This is a genomic window from Micromonospora sp. DH13 (assembly GCF_020873825.1).
In the GTDB taxonomy this organism is placed as follows: Bacteria; Actinomycetota; Actinomycetes; order Mycobacteriales; family Micromonosporaceae; genus Micromonospora; species Micromonospora haikouensis.
On sequence record NZ_JAHWGR010000031.1, the window covers coordinates 46,389 to 66,199 of the forward strand.

The 19,811-nt window shown below is 74.2% G+C and carries 17 protein-coding genes and 1 other RNA gene; 15 read left to right on the forward strand and 3 right to left on the reverse strand.

The window, feature by feature from the left end; genetic code table 11:
* Positions 1-35: 35 nt before the first annotated feature.
* From LPA42_RS25435 to LPA42_RS25455, 5 genes are read left to right on the forward strand one after another with little or no spacing between them, the layout of a single operon-like run.
* A complete protein-coding gene (locus LPA42_RS25435) occupies positions 36-2,150 on the forward strand; it encodes a DUF1800 domain-containing protein (RefSeq protein WP_077938905.1) in 2,115 nt (704 codons plus the stop codon).
* A gap of 32 nt (positions 2,151-2,182) precedes the next feature.
* Entirely contained in the window at positions 2,183-3,562 is a 1,380-nt protein-coding gene (locus LPA42_RS34240) for a DUF1501 domain-containing protein (protein ID WP_077938906.1), read from the forward strand.
* Entirely contained in the window at positions 3,559-4,977 is a 1,419-nt protein-coding gene (locus LPA42_RS25445) for a ferric reductase-like transmembrane domain-containing protein (RefSeq protein WP_077938907.1), read from the forward strand. Before LPA42_RS34240 ends, LPA42_RS25445 begins: the two co-directional genes overlap by 4 nt.
* A 24-nt stretch (positions 4,978-5,001) precedes the next feature.
* Positions 5,002-5,562, forward strand: coding sequence for an FMN-binding protein (locus tag LPA42_RS25450; protein ID WP_228986909.1), 561 nt, complete (start codon positions 5,002-5,004; stop codon positions 5,560-5,562).
* Positions 5,563-5,611: 49 nt separating this feature from the next.
* Positions 5,612-6,370, forward strand: coding sequence for an FAD:protein FMN transferase (locus LPA42_RS25455; RefSeq protein ID WP_228986917.1), 759 nt, complete (start codon positions 5,612-5,614; stop codon positions 6,368-6,370).
* A gap of 432 nt (positions 6,371-6,802) precedes the next feature.
* On the opposite strand, the gene LPA42_RS25460 is transcribed toward LPA42_RS25455, so the two are convergent.
* On the reverse strand, positions 6,803-7,474 hold the full coding sequence (locus LPA42_RS25460; protein ID WP_077938910.1) for a bifunctional DNA primase/polymerase: 672 nt from the start codon (positions 7,472-7,474) through the stop codon (positions 6,803-6,805).
* Positions 7,475-7,721: 247 nt separating this feature from the next.
* On the opposite strand from LPA42_RS25460, the gene LPA42_RS25465 reads away from it, so the two are divergent.
* The 7 genes from LPA42_RS25465 (at position 7,722) to mctP (ending at position 14,688) form a co-directional block, all read left to right on the forward strand.
* Positions 7,722-8,951, forward strand: coding sequence for a helix-turn-helix domain-containing protein (locus LPA42_RS25465; protein WP_077938911.1), 1,230 nt, complete (start codon positions 7,722-7,724; stop codon positions 8,949-8,951).
* Positions 8,948-9,550, forward strand: a complete 603-nt coding sequence (locus tag LPA42_RS25470) for a flavoprotein (RefSeq protein WP_077938912.1) — start codon at positions 8,948-8,950, stop codon at positions 9,548-9,550. Before LPA42_RS25465 ends, LPA42_RS25470 begins: the two co-directional genes overlap by 4 nt.
* A gap of 108 nt (positions 9,551-9,658) precedes the next feature.
* Positions 9,659-10,624 carry a Nif3-like dinuclear metal center hexameric protein gene (locus LPA42_RS25475; protein ID WP_228986910.1) on the forward strand — a complete coding sequence of 322 codons (966 nt, stop codon included), beginning with the start codon at positions 9,659-9,661 and terminating at the stop codon, positions 10,622-10,624.
* Positions 10,614-11,351 (forward strand): zinc ribbon domain-containing protein, encoded by a 738-nt coding sequence (locus LPA42_RS25480; RefSeq protein WP_077938914.1) that lies wholly within the window; start codon positions 10,614-10,616, stop codon positions 11,349-11,351. The genes LPA42_RS25475 and LPA42_RS25480 overlap by 11 nt, the downstream gene beginning before the upstream one ends.
* A 4-nt stretch (positions 11,352-11,355) precedes the next feature.
* A complete protein-coding gene (locus LPA42_RS25485; RefSeq protein WP_077938915.1) occupies positions 11,356-12,585 on the forward strand; it encodes a bifunctional RNase H/acid phosphatase in 1,230 nt (409 codons plus the stop codon).
* Positions 12,586-12,787: 202 nt separating this feature from the next.
* Positions 12,788-13,030 (forward strand): DUF3311 domain-containing protein, encoded by a 243-nt coding sequence (locus LPA42_RS25490; RefSeq protein ID WP_077938916.1) that lies wholly within the window; start codon positions 12,788-12,790, stop codon positions 13,028-13,030.
* On the forward strand, positions 13,030-14,688 hold the full coding sequence (mctP, locus tag LPA42_RS25495; protein ID WP_077938917.1) for a monocarboxylate uptake permease MctP: 1,659 nt from the start codon (positions 13,030-13,032) through the stop codon (positions 14,686-14,688). The genes LPA42_RS25490 and mctP overlap by 1 nt, the downstream gene beginning before the upstream one ends.
* A 126-nt stretch (positions 14,689-14,814) precedes the next feature.
* Here mctP and LPA42_RS25500 read toward each other — a convergent pair whose 3' ends face one another.
* Positions 14,815-15,291: a MarR family winged helix-turn-helix transcriptional regulator gene (locus tag LPA42_RS25500; RefSeq protein WP_077938918.1), complete on the reverse strand. Its 477-nt coding sequence runs from the start codon at positions 15,289-15,291 to the stop codon at positions 14,815-14,817.
* Between the two features lie 53 nt (positions 15,292-15,344).
* On the opposite strand from LPA42_RS25500, the gene LPA42_RS25505 reads away from it, so the two are divergent.
* Complete coding sequence (locus LPA42_RS25505) at positions 15,345-16,577, forward strand: MFS transporter (protein WP_077938919.1); 1,233 nt, start codon at positions 15,345-15,347, stop codon at positions 16,575-16,577.
* A gap of 22 nt (positions 16,578-16,599) precedes the next feature.
* Here LPA42_RS25505 and LPA42_RS25510 read toward each other — a convergent pair whose 3' ends face one another.
* Positions 16,600-17,361, reverse strand: a complete 762-nt coding sequence (locus tag LPA42_RS25510; protein ID WP_077938920.1) for a sulfite exporter TauE/SafE family protein — start codon at positions 17,359-17,361, stop codon at positions 16,600-16,602.
* A gap of 236 nt (positions 17,362-17,597) precedes the next feature.
* On the opposite strand from LPA42_RS25510, the gene LPA42_RS25515 reads away from it, so the two are divergent.
* Positions 17,598-19,250 carry a hypothetical protein gene (locus LPA42_RS25515; protein WP_077938921.1) on the forward strand — a complete coding sequence of 551 codons (1,653 nt, stop codon included), beginning with the start codon at positions 17,598-17,600 and terminating at the stop codon, positions 19,248-19,250.
* Positions 19,251-19,288: 38 nt separating this feature from the next.
* An RNA gene (gene rnpB, locus LPA42_RS25520) (RNase P RNA component class A) lies at positions 19,289-19,707 on the forward strand.
* Positions 19,708-19,811: the final 104 nt, after the last annotated feature.

The window sequence follows — 19,811 nt, forward strand, 5'->3', positions numbered from 1 at the left end:
GGCCCCGCCGGCGCTTGACGAAAACGGATTGGTACATGGCCGACCAGAACGTGCCACCGCGCCGACCGCGGGACGACCGCGCCTGGGACGGGCGACAGGACCCCAGCCCGGACGCCTACCGCGAGCACGGACCATCCACCGCCTACGGACCCACCGGCCACCAGCCGGGCCAACTCCCGTACCACCAGGCCCCGTACCCCGCCGGGCCGCAGCCGGGCCGCCCGCAGGCCGCGTACCCGACGGTCGTCGGCCCCGGCCACGACCCGGCCCGGCGCGGCCCGCGGTGGGTGGGCCCCGACGGCCTCGGCGGGCCCACCGGCCCCGGCGGCCCCGGACTGCCCAACCTGGACGACGACGGCGACCCCGGCCGCCGGGTGGGCCGCCGCCGCGCCCTCGCTGCGATCGGCGGCACCGCCGCCGTGGTGGCCGGCGGCGCGGCCCTGGCCATGACCCCGCAGGTACGCGGCCTGCTCGACCTCGGCGGCGACGCCCCGATCGGCGACGCCACCGGCACCACCGTCACCGACGGCAGCTCCGTGCGCCCCGGCGGCCAGCAGCCCAGCACCGTGCGCACCTACACGGAGCAGAACGAGAGCTACATGGGCTCCCGGGCCGGCGCGGCGCTGAAGCGGAACACGCCCACCGGTGGCCGCACCTTCTCCGGCCCGGCCGCCGCCGCCGAGGCGACCGAGGTGACGGTCAAGACGGTGCTCGCCAAGGACCCGGTGCGGCACCTGGCCAGCCGGGCCACCTTCGGCGCCACGCCGAAGCTGCTGGCCGACATCAAGCGGATGGGCATCGACGCGTGGGTCCGCCAGCAGCTCGAACCCGAGAAGATCGCCCCCAGCGCGGCCGAGCTGAAGCTGTCCGAGCTGCCCACCCTCAAGCTCAGCCCGCAGCAGCTGCGCGACCAGCGCGACGCGCTCAACGAGCGCGGCGCGCAGCCGGAACGGGAGCTGGTCGACGCCACCATCGCCCGGCAGATCTGGTCGGAGCGCCAGCTCTTCGAGGTGATGGTCGACTTCTGGAACGACTTCCTGCACGTCGCCGCCGACTTCGACGGCGGCGAGGTCTACCGGGCGTCCTTCGACACCGACGTGGTGCGCAAGCACGCGCTGAGCAGCTACCCGGAGATGCTGGTCGCCGCGAACAAGCACCCCGCGCTACTGCTCTACCTCAACCAGAACGACTCCCGCGCCGACGCGGTCAACGAGAACCTGGCCCGGGAGAACCTGGAGCTGTACTCCGTCGGCGTCGACGGCGGCTACACCGAGAAGGACGTGCGGCAGGCCGCCCTGCTCCAGACCGGCCGGGGCGTCAACGACGGCACGTACGTGTTCCGCCCCGAGCGGCACTACCTGGGCAAGGTGAAGATCCTCGGCTTCACCCACGCCAACAACTCCGACGACCCGAAGAAGGCCGACGCGGCCATCGACGCGTACATCGCGTACATCGCGCTGCACCCGTCGACCGCGAAGTACGTGGCACAGAGCCTCGCCACCCGGTTCGTCTCGGACACCCCGCCGAAGTCCCTCGTGGAGCGGCTCGCCAAGACGTACGCGGCGAACAAGGGCATGATCAAGCCGATGCTGATGACGCTGTTCAGCTCCTCGGAGTTCTGGGCGTCGGTCGGCCAGAAGGTGCGCCGCCCGATGGAGTACCTCGTCGCCACGTACCGCACCCTCGGCGTCTCCCCGCAGGCGTCGCCCGCGTTCGAGCAGCGCGACAGCCGGCGCACCGCGTTCGCCCAGGGGCTGCGGCAGGTCCAGGACAAGATGCGCGAGCTGGGCCAGTATCCGATGGGCCAGCCCACCCCGGACGGCTACCCCGACGTCTACGTCGCCTGGACCTCCGCAGGCACGATGGTCAACGGCTGGAACGAGGCCGGCGAGCTGGTCGGCGGCAGGCGCACCCAGTTCACCTACACCCCGCCGGAGAAGCTGGTCGCGAAGCCGCCCGCCACCGCCGGGGCGTACGTGGACGCGCTGGCCCAGCGCCTCGTGCACCAGAAGCTCAGCGCCCGCGAGCGGGAACTGATCCTCGATGTCGCCGGCGTCCCGGCGGGCACCCGGGTCGACGCCACGTTCGACGGTGCCGTCGCCGCCGTCGCGCGGGCGATCCTCGCGTCCCCCCAGCACCACCTGCGGTGAGGCACCCGATGGAGAAGCCGACGAGGCACCCGATGGAGAAGACCGTGCACCCGTTCCCCCTGCACCCCGAATGCCCCGACCTGCGCCGCCTGGCCGACGACCCGGCCGAGGCGCTGCTGCGGGCCGAGGCCGACATCGTCGCCGCCGAGAACGCCGCCGAGGCCGACCGCTACCGCCGGCTGGAGGCGCTGGAGGAGGCCCAGCAGGACGGCCGGGGCGTCACCCGGCGCACCTTCGTCGCCGGGGCCGCCGCCACCGCGACCGCCCTGGCCACCGCCCAGTTCGTCACCACCTCCGCCTCGTTCGCGGCGACGAAGACCGGCACCCTGATCCACGTCTTCCTCTATGGCGGGCTGGACGGGCTGAGCCTGGTCGCCCCGGCCGACGACCCGGTGCTCGCCAAGGCCCGCCCCGACCTGCTGCTCGGCGACGACTCCCTGGCCCTGGGCCGCGGCTTCAAGCTGACCAGCGCGTTCGCCCCGCTGGAGAAGTGGCTCAAGGCCGGGCAGCTCGGCTTCGTCCCGGCGGTCTCCGACGAGCGGCTGTCCCGCAGCCACTTCCAGGCCGCCGACGCCTGCAACCTCGGCGGGCTGCCCAGCGAGACGGGCGGCCGGGGCTGGCTGGACAGCCTCGTCGACAACCTCGGCAAGGGCACGGCGTTCCGCAGCGTCGGCATCGGCAGCACCCTGCCCCGGTCGCTGGTCGGCACCAACGGCGCGCTGGCCATCAACAGCGTCGGCTCGCTGCGGCTCAATGGCGACGAGAAATACCGGGCGGCCACCGAGAAGGCGATCCGGGGCCTGTTCACCGGGATCAACCACCCCGTCCAGGAGGCGGTGCAGGACGGCCTCGGCGCGCTGGCCACCGCCCAGAAGCTCGCCGCGAAGCCGTACCAGCCGGCCGAGGGCGTCAAGTACGAGGGCGTCGGCTACGCGTTCGGGCAGCTCGCCCAGCTCATCAAGGGCGGGGCGAACGTCCGCGTCGCCACCGTCGGGATGGGCGGCTACGACACCCACGAGAACCAGGGCACCCGCCCCGGCGGGCAGCTGCACCGCCGCCTCGGCGAGCTGGCCGCCGCGCTGGCCGCGTTCTTCACCGACCTGGGCGACGCCGCCGCCGACGTCACCATCATGGTGTCCAGCGAGTTCGGCCGCCGGGTCGCCTCCAACGGCGGCGGCACCGACCACGGCCACGGCGGGGTGGTCACCGTCCTGTCCGGCCGTAAGCTCGCCGGCTCGCTGCTGGGCGCGTGGAACGGCCTGAGCGACCTCGACTCCGGCGACGTGCCCGAGTACAACAACATGTTCGACGTGTACGGCTCCGTGGCGCAGGGCCGGTTCGGGCTCACCACCGCCGAGGTCGACAAGATCTTCCCCCGGCAGAAGTTCACCCCCATGAAGCTGTACGCGTGACCCACCCGCACACCCACACCGCCGGCCGCCGTACGGGCAACCCCGCCCCGCACGGCGGCCGGTCGGCTGCGCCCGTACCCCCGGCGGCGGTGCCCCGGCGCGGGCCCGGCGGCCGGCGGGCGCTGGTGGGCCTGTTCTGGGCGGGCCTGGTCGCCGCCGTGCTGCCGTGGTGGCTGGACACCCCCGCCGGTTCCCTGGACGGCAGCGCCGCCGCGCTGACCGCCGCCGGCCGCATCACCGGCCTCGTCGCCGGCTACCTGCTGCTGGTGCAGGTGCTGATGATGAGCCGCCTCGGCGCGTTCGAGCGGTCGGCCGGCGCGGAACGGGTCTCCCGCTGGCACCGGGACGTCGGCGCGACCCTGCTCGTCGCGGTGCTGGCCCACCTGTCGCTGATCGTGGCCGGCTACGCCGCCGAGGGCGGCCGGTCGGTGCTCGGCCAGGCCGGCGAGCTGCTGGCCGACTACGAGGACATGGTGGGCGCGTTCGCCGCGGCCGGCATCCTGGTGCTGCTCGGCCTCACCGGGGTCCGCGCGCTGCGCCGGGCGCTGCCCTACGAGCTGTGGTACCACCTGCACCTGGCCAGCTACCTCGCCGTCGCGCTCGGGTTCGGCCACCAGTTCAGCAACGGCGCGCAGCTCTTTCCGCCGGGGCCGGTGCGCACCGGCTGGATCGCCGCGTACGCGCTGGTGGTCGCCGCCCTGCTCTGGGGGCGGGTGGTCGCCCCGCTGCGGTTCAACCTGCGCCACCGGCTGCGGGTGGCCGACGTCGTGGCGGAGAGCCGCGACACCGTGTCGATCTACCTGACGGGCCGGCGGCTGCACCGGCTCGACCTGCTCGGCGGGCAGTTCCTGCGCTGGCGGTTCCTCGCCCCGGGCTGCTGGTGGCAGTCGCACCCGTTCTCCGTCTCCGCCGCCGCGAACGGCCGCTGGCTGCGGCTGACCGTCAAGGTGGTCGGCGGGCACACCGCCGACCTGCGCGAGGTCGAGCAGGGCACCCGGGTCTGGGCGCAGGGCCCGGCGGGCACGTTCACCGCCGCCCACCGTCGCCGGGAGCGGGCCCTGCTGATCGCCGGCGGCAGCGGCATCGCCCCGCTGCGGGCCATGCTGGAGGAGCTGCCGCCGGGCGCGGCGCTGATCTACCGGGCCCGCACCCCCGACGACGTGCTGCTGCACCGGGAACTGGACTGGCTCGCCCAGGAACGCGGCACCGACGTCTGGTACGTCGTCGGCTCCCGCGACGACCCCGGCCCCCGGCAGGTGCTCAGCGCGCCGGGGCTGCGCAAGCTGGTGCCCGACGTGGCCCGCCGCGACGTCTACCTGTGCGGGCCGCCCGGCCTGGTCGAGCAGTCGGTCCGCGCGCTGCGGGCGGCCGGCGTGCCCCGCCGCCAGATCCGCCTCGCCACCTTCGAGCTGTAGTCCATCGCCGAGAGGTCCCTGCCCATGCGTCGCGCGCTCCTCGCGATCACCGGCCTCGCCGCCGGCACCACCGCCCTGGTGGTGCTCAAGGGCTCCCCGGGGGCCAGCCAGGCCGCCCAGGGCCCGCCGGCCGTCGCCTCGCCGTCGGGCGGGGTCACCCCGTCGGCCGACCGCGCCACCCTCGGCGCGAAGCCCCGCGCCAGCGCCACCACCCCGGCCGCCACCCGCACCCCGACGGCCCGCGCCACCACGGCCCGGCCCACCCCGGCCCCGCGTGCCACCACCGCCGCGCCGCGCGCGACGACCCGCCGGGTCACCGGGCCGGTCGTCGAGAACGAGTACGGCAACGTGCAGGTGCAGATCGTCCTCTCGGGCACCCGGATCGTCGACGCCGTGGCCCTGGAGCTGCCGCAGGAGACGGCGCAGTCCGACCGGCGCAGCGACCAGGTCGACGGCCGCTACAGCGGCACCTCGGGGCAGGTCGTGCAGCGGCAGAGCGCAGACCTGGACACCGTCTCCGGGGCGACCGCCACCAGCGAGTCCTACCGGCGGTCGCTCCAGGCCGCCATCGACCGGGCCCGCTGAGGTGGCGGCGGCACCGACCCGGCCGGGCCTGCGCCGGGTCGAGCAGATCATGGGTACGGCGATCAGCCTCGACCTCGCCGACGACCTGCCCGCGGGGCGGCTGCACGAGCTGGCCGAGGAGACGTTCGCCTGGCTGCGGGAGGTCGACGCCCGGTTCAGCACCTACCGGGCCGACAGCGAGCTGCGCCGCTTCGACCGGGGCGAGGTGCTGCTGTCGGAGGCGTCGCCGGATCTGCGGGCCGTGCTGGCGCGCTGCGCCGACCTGTGGGGCGACACGGATGGCTTCTTCGACGCGTACGCGACGGGGGCGCTGGACCCGTCCGGCTACGTGAAGGGCTGGGCGGCGCAGGTCGCCTCCGACCGGCTGCTCGGGGCCGGCGCGCCGAACCACTGCGTGAACGCGGGCGGGGACGTGCGGGTGCGGGGACTGTCGGCGGGCGGCCGGCCGTGGCGGATCGGCGTGCGGCACCCGTGGGACGAGACCTCGACGTGCCTGGTGCTCACCGGCACCGACCTGGCGATCGCCACCTCCGGGGTGTACGAGCGCGGCCACCACGTGCTCGACCCGCGCCGGGGTGCCCCGGCGACCGGGCTGCGCTCGGTCACCGTGGTCGGGGCGGACCTCGGCGTCGCCGACGCGTACGCCACGGCGGCGGTGGCCATGGGCGTGGCCGGCATCGGCTGGCTGGACCGCCTGGCGGGCCACGAGCACGCGATCGTCACCGACGACGCCCGCCTCCTGCACTCGACCCGGCTCCCCACCCTCCCCACCCTTTCCACCCACCCCACCCTCCCCACGGCCCCCTGACCGCCCATGCCCCCGCGATCTTGCAGTTTCGGCCCCCGACACGTGGCTTTTCTCCCGCCTTGTCGGGGCCCAAAGTGCAAGATCGCGGGTGCGAACGCGGGCGCCGGGGGCGGGGTCAGGCGGTGGGGCGGCGGGTGCCGGCCGGGTGGGAGCCCAGCGGGCGGGGGCGGCCCGGGCGCGAGCCCGGCGGACGGGTGGGCGGCCAGCGCCGGGGCCGGCGGTGGTGCGGCGGCGGCTCCGCCCCGTCGGGTCGGCGCGTCGCGTCATCCCTGGACATCAGACCCCCGATCGGGGCGCTGTCGCGCCCTCGTCCGGGTCAACGACGCCCGTGGCGGCCGGGACGCTGCCCGCCCGGCGTCCGCTCCCCGACAGTGGCCCTCGCCGGCCGCCTGCCGACGGGGCAGCTCATCGGCCGCCTGCCGGCGGTGGCCCTCACCAGCCGCGCCGGGGCAGCGGCAGGTGACCGGGGAGCAGCTCGGCCGGGAGCGACACGCCGGTGGCCCGCAGGGCGTCGACCAGCACGTTCTGCATGAGGTAGGAGTCCGGAAGCTGCCAGCGCGCCTGCTCCGGGGCGACCGCCCAGCGGACCGGGCCCTCCGGCAGCCGGGTCGGCGGGGCGGCGATCCACGAGCCGGGGCCGTGCCGGACCACGTGGAAGCAGTGCTCCAGCTCGGGGCGGAGCGGGTCGCCCGGGCGGACCAGGAACATCCAGCGCCCGGTCGGGGTGACCAGCACCGGCCCCCGGACCCCGGTGCCGGCCGGGTGCGTCCCGATGGAGTCGAGCACGTGCCGCCCGAGGTGGGCCGGCACCTCGAGGACGTCGAAGGCCCGCCCGGTGGGCAGCAGCACGCCGTGCGGGCGGCTGCGCCACCAGGTCGCCACCCGGGCCGGGTCGGCGGTGGCGGCCCGCTCCCACTCCTGGAGGGCGGGGTGGCAGCCGACGGTGGGGCAGCCGGCCCGGCCGCACACGAAGCGACTGCGGGCGAGGCAGGCGCCGGGCGTCACCTCCCAGCCGTGCGCGGCGTAGCGGACGGCGACCCTCCGCAGCCGGACCCGTTCCAGCGGCGACAGTTGTGCGACCCGTGGGCCGACGTTCCCCCACATCCGTTCGTCCTCCTCTGCCTGACGCTAGATGTCAGGTCACATGTTGAGCGCCGTCACTGCCGCAGGCCGCCGTCGTTGACCTGACGGAACGGTTGGTGCAACTTGCACGAAAGCTATGAGGGTCACCCGTACGGCCGACGTACAGGCTGTGCGACCAGCGAAAACCTGAGAACGAACGGACTGCCGCGCCACCCGCGCAGGCGGCCGCCGGTGGCCGGTCGGGCCCCGGCAGGGGAGGGATGGGGAGATGGACGAGTTACCCATTGGCCGGCGGGTGGCCTACTGGCGCGGGCGGCGCAAGCTGTCCCAACAGGTCTTCGCCGACCGGCTCGGCAAGTCCAAGAGCTGGGTGGACAAGGTCGAGCGCGGGGTGCGCCGGCTCGACAAGTTCTCCGTCCTCTACGAGATCGCATACATCCTCGAAGTCGACGTGCAGCTGCTGCTGGGCAAGGACCCGGAACGCCGCGCCGACGCGCTCAACTGCATCGACCAGGTCGAGGTCCAGGAGATCCGGGCGGCCCTGGAGCGGTACGACTCGATGAGCGCCTACTTCGACGCGGCCCCGTTCCCGCCGCCCCTGATGGACATGCGCAAGGCGGTCAACCACGCCTGGCTCACCTACCAGTACGGCCGCTACGGGATGCTGACCCGGGCGCTGCCGAAGCTGCTGCGCGACGCCCAGGCCGCCGACGCCGGCCACGACGGCGACCACTCCCGGGAGGCGGCCCACCTGCTCGGCCAGGTCTACCAGATCGCCTCCTCGGTGCTGCGCAAGCTCGGCGAGTGCGACCTGGCCTGGCTGGCCGCCGACCGGTCGATGGCCGTCGCCCAGCGGGCCGACGACCCGCTGCTGGCCGGCATCGCCACCACCCGGGTGTGCAACGCGATGGTCGCGATGGGCCGGCCCCGCCCCGCGCTGGAGCTCAACCTCACCATCGCCAACCGGCTCGCCCCCGGCGGCGACAACGACAGCGACCCGGGGCGGCTCTCCGTCTACGGGCTGCTGCTGCTGCAGGGCGCGATGGCCGCCGCCCGGCTCGGCGACACCGCGACCGTCGACGACCTGGTCAACGGCGCCCACGAGGCGGCCCTGCAGCTCGGCAGCGACCAGAACCACTACTGGACGTCGTTCGGCCCGACCAACGTGGAGCTGCACCGGGCCGCCGCGGCCGTCGAGCTGGGCGACGGGGGGCGGGCGGTGGAGGTCCACCGCCAGCGCATCGCCGAGCCGATGTTCAACACCCTGCTGCCCGAGCGCCGCGCCCACCACCTGCTCGACCTGGCCCGGGGCTTCGCCCAGATCGGCGACGTGGCCAACGCCGGGGAGATGCTGCTGCGCGGCGACCGGCTCGCCCCCTCGGAGATCCGCTGCCGCCCCATCGCCCACGAGGTGATGTCGGACGTCCTGCGTCGCACAAGGGGTGCGCCGCCTTCGCTGATCGCGGAGTTGGCTGAGCACATGGGAGTGGGAGTATGAGCGCGGCGGGGGTCGGGATCACCGACCCGCACCGCAGCAGCGAGCGCCGCGAGGTGCTCTACGTCATCGCCTGCGGGTCGCCGCTGGCCAGCCACGTCGGCCGGCTCGTGGACCTGGCCCAGCAGGACGGCTGGGACGTGTGCGTGGTCACCACGCCGGACGGCGCGAAGTTCGTCGACCGGCCGGCGCTGGCCCGACAGACCGGTCATCCGGTCCGCAGCCGCTACAAGTTCCCGGGCGACCCGGACGTGCTGCCCCCGGCCGACGCGATGGTCGTCTGCCCGGCGACGTCCAACACGGTCAACAAGTGGGCCGCCGGGATCACCGACACCCTCGCCCTCGGCCTGCTGGTCGAGGGACAGGGCAAGGGGGTGCCGATCGTGGCGGTGCCGTTCACCAACGTCGCGATGGCCGGGCACCCGGCCTTCCGGGCCAGCCTGGCCCGACTGGCCGAGTGGGGGGTCGACGTGCTCTTCGGCGACCACGTCCTCCCGCTGCACCCGCCCGGCACCGGCGAGCACCACCTGCACACGTTCCCCTGGGCCGCCGTCCTGGCGGCCGTACGCGGCCTGCGCTGCCCGGTGAGCCCGGCCGCCTGAGCCCAGCCGGGAAGCAGGGGCCCCTTGTCAGCGGATTCCGTGAGCCGAGGGGCCCCTGTCCACCGCCGAGGCCGTGACGCGCGGCCGACGCCGGTAAGCTGGCCCGCCGTGAGCACAACCGCGACACCGCCGCAGCCGACGACCGTGGCCGACGTGGTGGCGGCGCTCGCGCGCCGCTACCCGACGACCTGGGCCGAGGACTGGGACCGGGTGGGGCTGGTGCTCGGCGAGCCCACCGCCCGGGTGCGGCGGGTGTCCTGCGTCGTCGACGTGGTCCCCGAGACGGTCGCCGAGGCCCTCGCCGCCGGTGCCGACATGATCGTCGCCCACCATCCGCTGCTGCTGCGCGGGGTCTCCTCCGTCGCCCCGACGACGTTCAAGGGGCGCATCGTCCACGACCTAATCAAGGCCGACGTGGCGCTGTACGTGGCGCACACCAACGCCGACGTGGCCGACCCGGGGGTCTCCGACGCCCTCGCGGCCCGCTTCGGGCTGACCGGCCTGCGCCCCCTGCACCCGCCGGCCCCCGGCTCGCCGGCCGCGGGCGCGGGGCGGGGCATCGGCCGCATCGGCGAGCTGCCCCGGCCCATGACCCTCGCCGAGCTGACCCGGCACGCCGCCGCCGTGCTGCCCGCCACCGCCTGGGGCGTTCGCGCCGCCGGCGATCCCGGGCGTATGGTTCGTACCCTCGCGGTCAGCGGCGGCTCGGGCGACGCGTTCCTCGGCGCGGCGACCGCGGCCGGCGTCGACGCCTACCTGACCTCCGACCTGCGCCACCATCCCGCCGGCGAGCACCTCGCCGCCGGCGGCCCCGCCCTGCTGGACGCCGCCCACTGGGCGACCGAGCGGCCCTGGCTCGACGACCTGGCCGCCGCCCTGCGGGCCGAGCTGGGCGTCGAGACCATCGTGTCCGACCTGGACACCGACCCGTGGACGGTGCACGCCGCCGCCCCCACGGCTGCCACCCCGGCAGCCACCCGCACCGTGCCCGGCGGCACCGCCCCGGGACCCGCCGCCGACCCCGCCGACCCCGCCCCCGCCGCGGACGACAAGGAGCCCCGACGTGAAGGCTGACCCGAAGGTCCAGCGCCGCCTGCTCGACCTCCAGGCGATCGACACCACCCTCGCCCAGCTCGCCCACCGCCGCCGCACCCTGCCCGAGCTGGCCGAGCTGGAGACCCTCGCCCGGGAGCTGTCCGCGCTGGAGGACGAGCGGGTCCGCGCCCAGGTCGCCGTCGACGACCTGGACCGCGACATCGCCCGCATCGAGAAGGACGTCGAGCAGGTCCGGGCCCGCAAGAGCAAGGACGAGGCGCGGCTGGCCTCCGGGAGCGGACCGGCCCGGGAGCTGGAGGCGCTCCAGCACGAGCTGGTCTCCCTCAACCGCCGGCAGAGCGACCTGGAGGACGCCGAGCTGGAGCTGATGGAGCAGCGGGAGACCGCCCAGGGCGTACTCGACGGGATCGAGCGGCGGGCCGCCGACGCGCGCGAGCGGCGGGCGGCGGCCGAGCGGCGTCGCGACGACGCCCTCGCCGAGATCGCCAAGGAGGAGGAGTTCAAGCGGCAGTCCCGCCAGCCCCTCGCCGGTGACCTCCCGGCGGAGCTGGTCACCCTCTACGACAAGATCCGCGCCGACACCGGGCTCGGCGCGGCCCTGCTCACCGGCGGGCGCTGCGGCGGCTGCCGGCTGGAGCTCTACGGCGCGGACATGGCCCGCATCCGCAAGGCCGCGCCGGACGACGTGGTGCGCTGCGAGGAGTGTCGCCGCATCATGGTCCGCACCAACGAGTCGGGGCTGTAACCGGATGGCGGTGCGCGCGGTCGTCGTCGAGGCCGACGGCGGGTCCCGGGGCAACCCCGGCCCGGCCGGCTACGGCGCGGTGGTCCGGGACGCGGCCAGCGGCGAGGTGCTCGCCGAACGCTCCGAGGCCATCGGCACGGCCACCAACAACGTCGCCGAATACCGGGGCCTGATCGCCGGCCTGGAGGCCGCCGCCGAGCTGGGCGCGGCCGAGGTCGACGCCCGGATGGACTCCAAGCTGGTGGTCGAGCAGATGTGCGGCCGCTGGCAGATCAAGCACCCGGGGCTGCGCCCGCTCGCCGCGCAGGCCGCGGAGCTGGTCGGCCGGTTCGCGGCGGTGCGGTTCCAGTGGATCCCCCGGGAGCGCAACCGGCACGCCGACGCCCTGGCCAACGCCGCGATGGACGCGGCGGCCACCGGCGGGAAGGCCCGGAAGGCCGACGCGGGCGGGGCGGCCCGGCCCGCCGCCGAGCCGCCCCGCGAGGTTGCCGCACCGGACTCGCCCGCCCGCGCCCTCGCCCGGGAGGCCGCCGCCCGCGCCGCCACGAAGCGGGCCGGCACCGACCCGGCGACCGCCCCCGCCTCCTGGGAGCCGCGCCCCAGCGACACCGCGACCCGGCTGATCCTGGTCCGCCACGGCGAGACCGAGTTCACCGAGCAGCGCCGCTACTCCGGCCGCGGCGACGTGCCGCTGTCCGCCCGGGGCCGCGCCCAGGTGCGGGCCACGGCCGCCCGGGTGGCCGCCCTCGCCCCGACCGCCGCGGCCGTGGTCAGCTCGCCGTTGTCCCGGTGTACGGCCACCGCGCGGGCGATCGCCGGGGCGCTGCGCGGCACCGTGCCGCTCCGCACCGACGACGACCTGATCGAGTGCGACTTCGGGGCGTGGGAGGGGCGCACCTTCGCCGAGGTGCGCGCCGGCTGGCAGGGCGAGCTGGACGCCTGGCTCGCCTCGACCCGGGTCGCCCCGCCCGACGGGGAGTCGTTCACCGAGGTCGCCGCCCGGGTGACCCGGGCCACGGACGCGCTGGTCGAGGCGTACCCCGGGGAGACCGTGGTGGTGGTCTCGCACGTCTCGCCGATCAAGCTGGTGCTGCGCGAGGCCCTCGCCGCCGACGACGCGTTCCTGCACCGGCTCTACCTCGACGCGGCCGGCATCTCGGTGCTGGACCGGTGGTCCGACGGCGGCGTCGCGGTGCGCTCGGTCAACGACACCGCCCACCTCGCCGCGCTCTGACCCACCGCGAAGGAGCGGCCGTCCCCACGGGGACGGCCGCTCCTTCGTCTGCCCACGACCGGGGAGACATCGACGGACATGCCGTTCGGCGCATCCGGCGGCCCGCTCGGCGCACCGCCCCGCGTCGGTTGAACGTGACGCCCGTCACCGGGTCGTAACGTCCGGCCGTCATGGGGAGACAAGACCACCGGAGGTGTGTCGTATGACCGCATCCGAACCGGAGGAACCCGGCTCGGCGTCGTCCAGGGCGAAGGACCACAGCCCCTGGAACTGGTTGCTGTTCGTCCCGATCGTGGTGCCGCTGATCCCGGTGTTCTTCAACGCCGACGCGCCGCGCGTGTTCGGGTTTCCGCGCTTCTACTGGCTGCAACTGGCCTACATCCTGCTCGGCGTGGCCACCACCACGCTCGTCTACCAGCTGACCAAGAAGCGGGGTGACCGGTGATGTGGCGCGACCATCTGACCGAGATCATCGTCTTCACGGTGCTGTTCCTGCTGGTCAGTGCCATGGGTTTCGTGGCGGCCCGGTGGCGGGCGCCGAGGGACATGGCCCACCTCGACGAGTGGGGGCTGGGCGGGCGCAGCTTCGGCGGCTGGATCACCTGGTTCCTCGTCGGCGGTGACCTCTACACGGCGTACACGTTCGTGGCGGTGCCGGCGCTGGTCTTCGGCGCGGGCGCGATGGGCTTCTTCGCGGTGCCGTACACGATCGTGATCTACCCGATGGTGTTCCTGGTGCTGTGCCGGCTCTGGTCGGTGTCGCACCGGCACGGCTTCGTCACCCCCGCCGACTTCGTCCGCAGCCGTTTCGACTCGCCGGTGCTGGCGCTGGTCGTCGCGATCACCGGCATCGTCGCCACCATGCCGTACATCGCGCTGCAGCTCGTCGGCATCGAGGCGGTGCTCAAGACCATGGGGGTGACCGGCGAGAGCGCCCTCGCGCGGCACCTGCCGATCATCATCGCGTTCGCGATCCTGGCCGCGTACACGTACCAGTCGGGGCTGCGCGCGCCCGCGCTGATCGCATTCGTCAAGGACACACTGATCTACGTGGTGATCCTGGTGGCGGTGCTGTGGCTGCCGCAGAAGCTGGGCGGCTGGGGCTCGATCTTCGACGCCGCCGAGGCGAAGTTCCAGGCCACGGCGCAGAACCCCAACGACGGGATCCTGCTCAACGCCAACAACCAGCTCCAGTACGTCACCCTGGCGTTCGGCTCGGCGCTGGCGTTGTTCCTCTACCCGCACAGCATCACCGGCGTGCTGGCCAGCCGGAACCGGGACGTGATCAAGCGGAACATGTCGGCGCTGCCCGCGTACAGCCTGGTCCTCGGGCTGATCGCGCTGCTCGGCTACATGGCCATCGCGGCGGGGGTGAAGCCGCTGCCCGGGTCGACGCCCGGCAGCGCGGACGCGAACACCGTCGTGCCGGTGCTGTTCGACCAGCAGTTCCCGGACTGGTTCGCCGGGGTCGCGTACGCGGCCATCGGCATCGGGGCGCTGGTGCCGGCGGCGATCATGTCGATCGCGGCGGCGAACCTGTTCACCCGCAACATCTACAAGGAGTACCTCAAGCGGGACGCCAGCCCGGCCCAGGAGGCGAACGTCTCGAAGATCACCTCGCTGGTGGTGAAGGTCGGCGCGGTGGCCTGCATCGTCTTCCTCGACCCGCAGTTCTCCATCGACCTGCAGCTCATCGGCGGCGTGATCATCCTCCAGACGCTGCCGGCGGTGGCGCTGGGCCTCTACACCCGCTGGTTCCACCGGGGCGCGCTGATCGCCGGCTGGGCGGCCGGCATGGGGCTGGGCATGTGGATGCTCTACCAGATCCCCAACCCGGCGACGAAGCGCGCCCACTTCGGCGGCTCGGCGTTCCCGCTGAGCGACTTCGGCTTCGACACGAAGAAGACGATCTACGTCGGGATCGTGGCGGTGCTGGTGAATCTGCTGGTCGCCGCCCTGGTGACCCTGGTCCTGCGGGCGGCGAAGGTGGACGCGGGCCGCGACGGCACCACGCCGGACGACTACTTCGCCGACGAGGGCGACCCGCGCGTCACCCCGGGCCCGGCCCGCGACGCCGACGCCGCCCCGGAACCGGTGGCGTAAGGAAGGGCCCCCTGTTAACGCATTTTGTTGTACAGGGGGCCCCTGCTAACAAGGCCGCCGCCAGGCGCGCGCCCGCCGCAGCGGGGGAGCGGAGCGCGGGCGCTCGGCGGCGGCCCGGCGCGCCGGTCAGCGGCGGCTGCGGGTCTCCAGCGCCTCGTTGAGCCGGTGCAGCAGGTGGGCCAGGGTGTCGCGGTCGGCCGGGGCCCAGTCGGCGAGGATGTCGCCGTAGAGCCGGGTGCGGGCCGCCCGGACGGCGGCCATGCGCTGCAGCCCGGCCGGGGTGGGGGAGACCACCGTGCCCCGGCCGTCGCTCGGGTCGGGGGCGCGGGCGATCAGCCCGTCGCGCTGCATGGCGGAGACCTGCCGGGTGACGGTGGAGCCGTCCAGGTTGAGCCGGGCGGCGAGCGCCGAGACGTTCTGCGGGCCGGCGCTGTCGAGGTGCCGCAGGATCACGTACGCCGCGCGGTCCAGCACCCGGTGCTCGGCCGTGCCGGTGGCGCGCCGGGTCGCCTCGCCGAGTCGCATGAGGAGCGCCACCTCGGTCTCGATCCTCCCGAGTGTGACCTCTTCCGCAGTGCCTTCCGCAGTGCCGTCTTCGCTCATAGCTGTAGGATACAGGGAAACTAACTGTACGATACAGCTATCTGGGAGGCGGAGTGGACCGGCGCAACGAACCCCACCGCAGTGCCATCTACGCCACCACGCTGGTGGCCTTCCTCGCCATCGCCGGCATCGCCGTCGTCGACCCCATCCTGCCCGCCATCGGCGAGGCCATCGGCGTCACCGCCTGGCAGGTCGAGCTGCTGTTCACCGCGTACATCGCGGTCATGGCCCTGGGCATGATCCCCGCGACCCTGGCCAGCGGCCGGTTCGGCTTCAAGCCCGTGCTGATCACCGGCGTCTCCGTGGTCGGCCTCGCCGCCATCGGCGCCTCGTTCAGCAACGACATCGTGCAACTGTCGGTGCTGCGCGGCGTGTGGGGGCTGGGCAACGCCATGTTCTTCGCCACCGCCATGGTGGTGCTGGTCAACCTCGCCAACGACCGCGAGTGGGTGGTCGGCCTCTTCGAGACCGCGCTCGGCCTCGGCTTCGCCGTCGGCCCGCTGCTCGGCGGCCTGCTCGGCGAGGTGAGCTGGCGACTGCCGTTCTTCGTCTGCGGGATCTTCATGGTCCTCGCGCTCGCCGTCGCGTCCCGCCGGCTCCGCGAGCCGGCAAACCCCCAACCTCGGGTACGCCTCGGCGCGATCTTCGCCACCTACCGCCGGCCCGCGTTCGTGGCCCTGTGCGCCGTCACCGCCGCCTACAACTTCGTCTTCTTCGTCGTGCTCGGCTACACGCCGCTCTTCCTCGGCCTCGACGTCATCCCGCTCGGCCTCGCGTTCACCGGCTGGGGCCTCGGCCTCGCCGCCGGCATCCTCGTGGTCGGCCACCGGCTCGCCCACCGCATCGGCGCGGTGCAGACCGTCGGCGTGGCCGTCGCCGGCCTGCTGGCCTGCATGGTCCTCTTCGCCACCTCGACCGGCACCGCCACGTCGCTGGTCGTGCTCGTCGTCGCCGGCCTGTTCATGGGCCTGGCCAACGCCAACCTCACCGACCTGGCCCTCGGCCTCGGCGCCGCCGACCGCCGGGTCGCCACCGGCGCGTTCAACCTGGTCCGCTGGGGCGCCGCCGCGCCCGCCCCGATCATCTCCGGCAAGCTCGCCGAGCACGGGCCGGCCCTGCCCTTCTGGGTCGGCCTCGGCGTCCTCGCCGCCGGCGCGCTGGTCTACCTCGCCACCGCCCACCGGATGGCCGCCGGCCACGGCGAACGGGTGCTCTGGGCCCGCTGGAACCGGGCCGCCGCGCGCAACGAGCACGCCCCGGAGGAGCCGGTCGGCGAGGCGTACTGAGCCGGCTCGCGCGCGGTGCCGCTCAGCGCATCGCGCGCCACAGCAGGTAAAGGCCGATGGCCGTGCCGAACGCCACGATCAGCGTCTTCAGCACCACCGGCGGCAGCCGGCGCACCAGCCGCGCGCCGACGTACCCGCCGACCAGGGTCGCCGGGGCCACCACCGCGACGGCCGCCCAGTTCACCGGGCCGAAGAGCGCGAACACCACCAGCGTGGTCAGCCCCACCGTCGCCGAGAGCAGGTTCTTCACCGCCGACACCCGGGCCAGCGTCGCGTCCAGCACCAGCGCCAGACCGGCCACCAGCATCACCCCCAGGGCCGCGCCGAAATAGCCGCCGTACACCGCGCCGACCGCGACCATGGCCTGCACGGTGACGGTACGGCGGCGCGGCCCCAACTCGGCCGGATGCCCGACGAGGCGGCGCAGCGGATCCTGGAACGCGAGCACGGCGGTGGCCCCGAGCACCAGGAACGGCACCACCAGCTCGAACGCCCGCGCCGGGGTGCCCAGCAACAGCAGGCACCCGACGATCGTGCCCACCACCGTGGTCGGCAGCAGCGCCCACAGCGCCCGGCCGCGCGGCAGGTCCGTGCGGCTGCCCGCCACGCTCGCGACGTACCCGGGGAACACCGCCACGGAGTTGCTCACGTTCGCCGGCACCGGCGGCAGCCCCGCCGCGATCATGGCCGGGAAGGTGATCAGCGAGCCGCCGCCGGCCACCGCGTTGACCGTGCCCGCGGCGAGACCGGCGGTGACCAGCAGCGCGGCGTCGGAGAGTTCCACGCCGCCGAGGCTAGCCCGCCCGGCCGCCCCGCCCCCGCCCCGCCCCCGGGCGGCTGCCCTTGCCCCGCCCCGCTCGGCCTTCCCCCTAGATCATCTGCATGTCGGCGACATGGCGGTATCCCAGCGCCCCGGACCCCGCCACGTCGCCGACATGGTGTCGCCGTTCACCGGCGAGACCCAGGTTTGACGATCACCCCGCCGGGTAGCCGGCCGTCCAACCGGGTGGGGAGAGGGTCGTGACCACGGACGAGACGTGCGACGACCCCGCCTCCGTACGCGAACTGGTGCGCGCCTACGACCGGGCCCGCGCGGCGGCCGACGAACTGGGCCCGCTGGTGTGGACGCGGAGCCGTCCGTGCGCCTGGTGGTCCCTGCGGCTGCCCCGCTCCACGCTCCTGACCCGCTTCTACCTCAGCCGGCACATCGACCGCAGCCTAGGCGCACTGGTGCGCGGCTACAACGCCCGGGAGGCACTGGGCACGCTGGACGACGCCATGCAGCGGGACCGCGACCTCTGCGCCGCCTACCGACGCTCGCTGCGCATCCCCAGCCAGTTGGTGGCCGTCCTGGCGTACGGGATGGCGGCCCTGGTGATCGCACAGGTGCTGGTCTCGAAGTCGGAGGAGTTCGAGGACACCCTCGCCTGGATCGTCGCCGTCCACGCGGCCGAGTTCGAGCAGGTCGACACGGACCTCGCCCGCGAGACGCTCGGCCTCGCCGCGAAGACCGTGAGCGGGAGCCCCGCCACCCTCGTGGACGTCGTCGACCGCAGCATGGACATGTCGGTCCTGACAGGATTCGTGGCATTGGCCGCCGCGGTCTTCGTGGTCTACGTGACGACGCGGATGCTGGTTCCGGCCTTCCGCCTCAAACGCCAACTGCTGTGTCTCGCCGACCAGGCCGAGTTTGGCGTACGGGACACCGCGACCGGATGGTTCGTCGACAAGTCGGTCGGGGCGTACGCGCGGGAGCGCGCCGTGTTCCGCGCCGTCGGTGCCCGGCCGCCAGCCGAATGGCCGGTGGACCTGATCATCCTGGCCGGGCCGCCGATCCTCCTGCTGTGCATCGCCGTCGGCTACGCGCGCTTCGAGGCGGGCTTCCTCTACCCGCTCACCGTGTCGAGCTGGTTCCTCGCGGCCGCCGCGCTGCGGGCCCGGTGGCTCGACACGTGCAGGCGCGGCCGGAACATCGCCGCACCCCTCGGCGGGGGCACGGGCGCTGTCGGGGCGAACCCTCCGTTCGTGGTGCGGGTCGCCGGCGGCCGGCACGTCGAGGGCCGGGCCGTGCCGGAGGTCGCGGCCCTGCCCGTGCTCGCCGCGATCCTGGTGCCGTTCGTCCTCAACGTCGTGGTGATCCGGCCGTTCTACTACGTGGAGAACGCGGTGGCCAGCGCACTGGAGGTCGTGGTTCCCGCGTTCCTGCCCTGGCTCGTCGCCGGCTCCTGGCACCGGCTGGCAAAGACGACGAGGCAGATCGAGGGGACCTTGCGGGCAGGTGCCCGGGGCCGAGGACCACTCCGGGCCTGGGCGTCGGTGGTGCTCTTCGTCTCGGTGGTCCTGGCACCGGTCGTCGTCACGAGAGACCTCTGGGCGCTCGGCGGTCTCCTCCACGACCGGCCGCGACGGAACCGGGCGCGGCGGCTGGCTGCCCTCGGTGTCGTCGTACCGCTGCTGAACCTGCTGTTCCTGAAGTTGGTAAGCACGTCCCTGGCTGCGGTGGGCCCCCTGCACCCGCCCCGGACGGGCTGGCTGTTCGCGCTGACCGGCTCCCTCGTGGTCCTCGGGTACGGTGCCCTGCTGGGAGCCGTCCAATGGGCGCAGAACCTCCTGCTGCCCACCTGCGGTGAGCTGACCGCGTTCGGCCGCTGCGACGGACCGGGCCGGCAATAGCCCGGGAGATCGCGTCGTTAGGATGGGGGAGCGACGGACGAGTCGACCGGGCGGTCGCGTCGGCGGGCCAGGTGCCCGTCGCCGAGGAACGTCCGGACTCCACAGGGCAGGGTGGTTGCTAACGGCAACCCGGGGCGACCCGCGGGACAGTGCCACAGAAAACAGACCGCCGGCCCCCAACGGGGACGGTAAGGGTGAAACGGTGGGGTAAGAGCCCACCAGCATCCCGGGTGACCGGGATGGCTCGGTAAACCCCACCCGGAGCAAGGCCAAAATGGGCCGTCACCGCAAGATGACGACCTGCGCAGACGCCTGAGGGCTGCCCGCCCGATGTCTGCGGGTAGGCCGCTGGAGCCTGCCGGCGACGGCAGGCCTAGATGGATGGCCGCCGCTGGCGCGGAACCCCGCGAGGGGTACGCGCCGGGCACAGAATCCGGCGTACAGGTCGACTCGTCCGTCGCCCATCAGCTCGGCGCCTTGATCGGGGCTTCGAGCTGGTGAGATTTTCAGGTGCCGATGGCCGTCGTTGGTTAACATTGGCCGACATTTGACGGCCTGGCG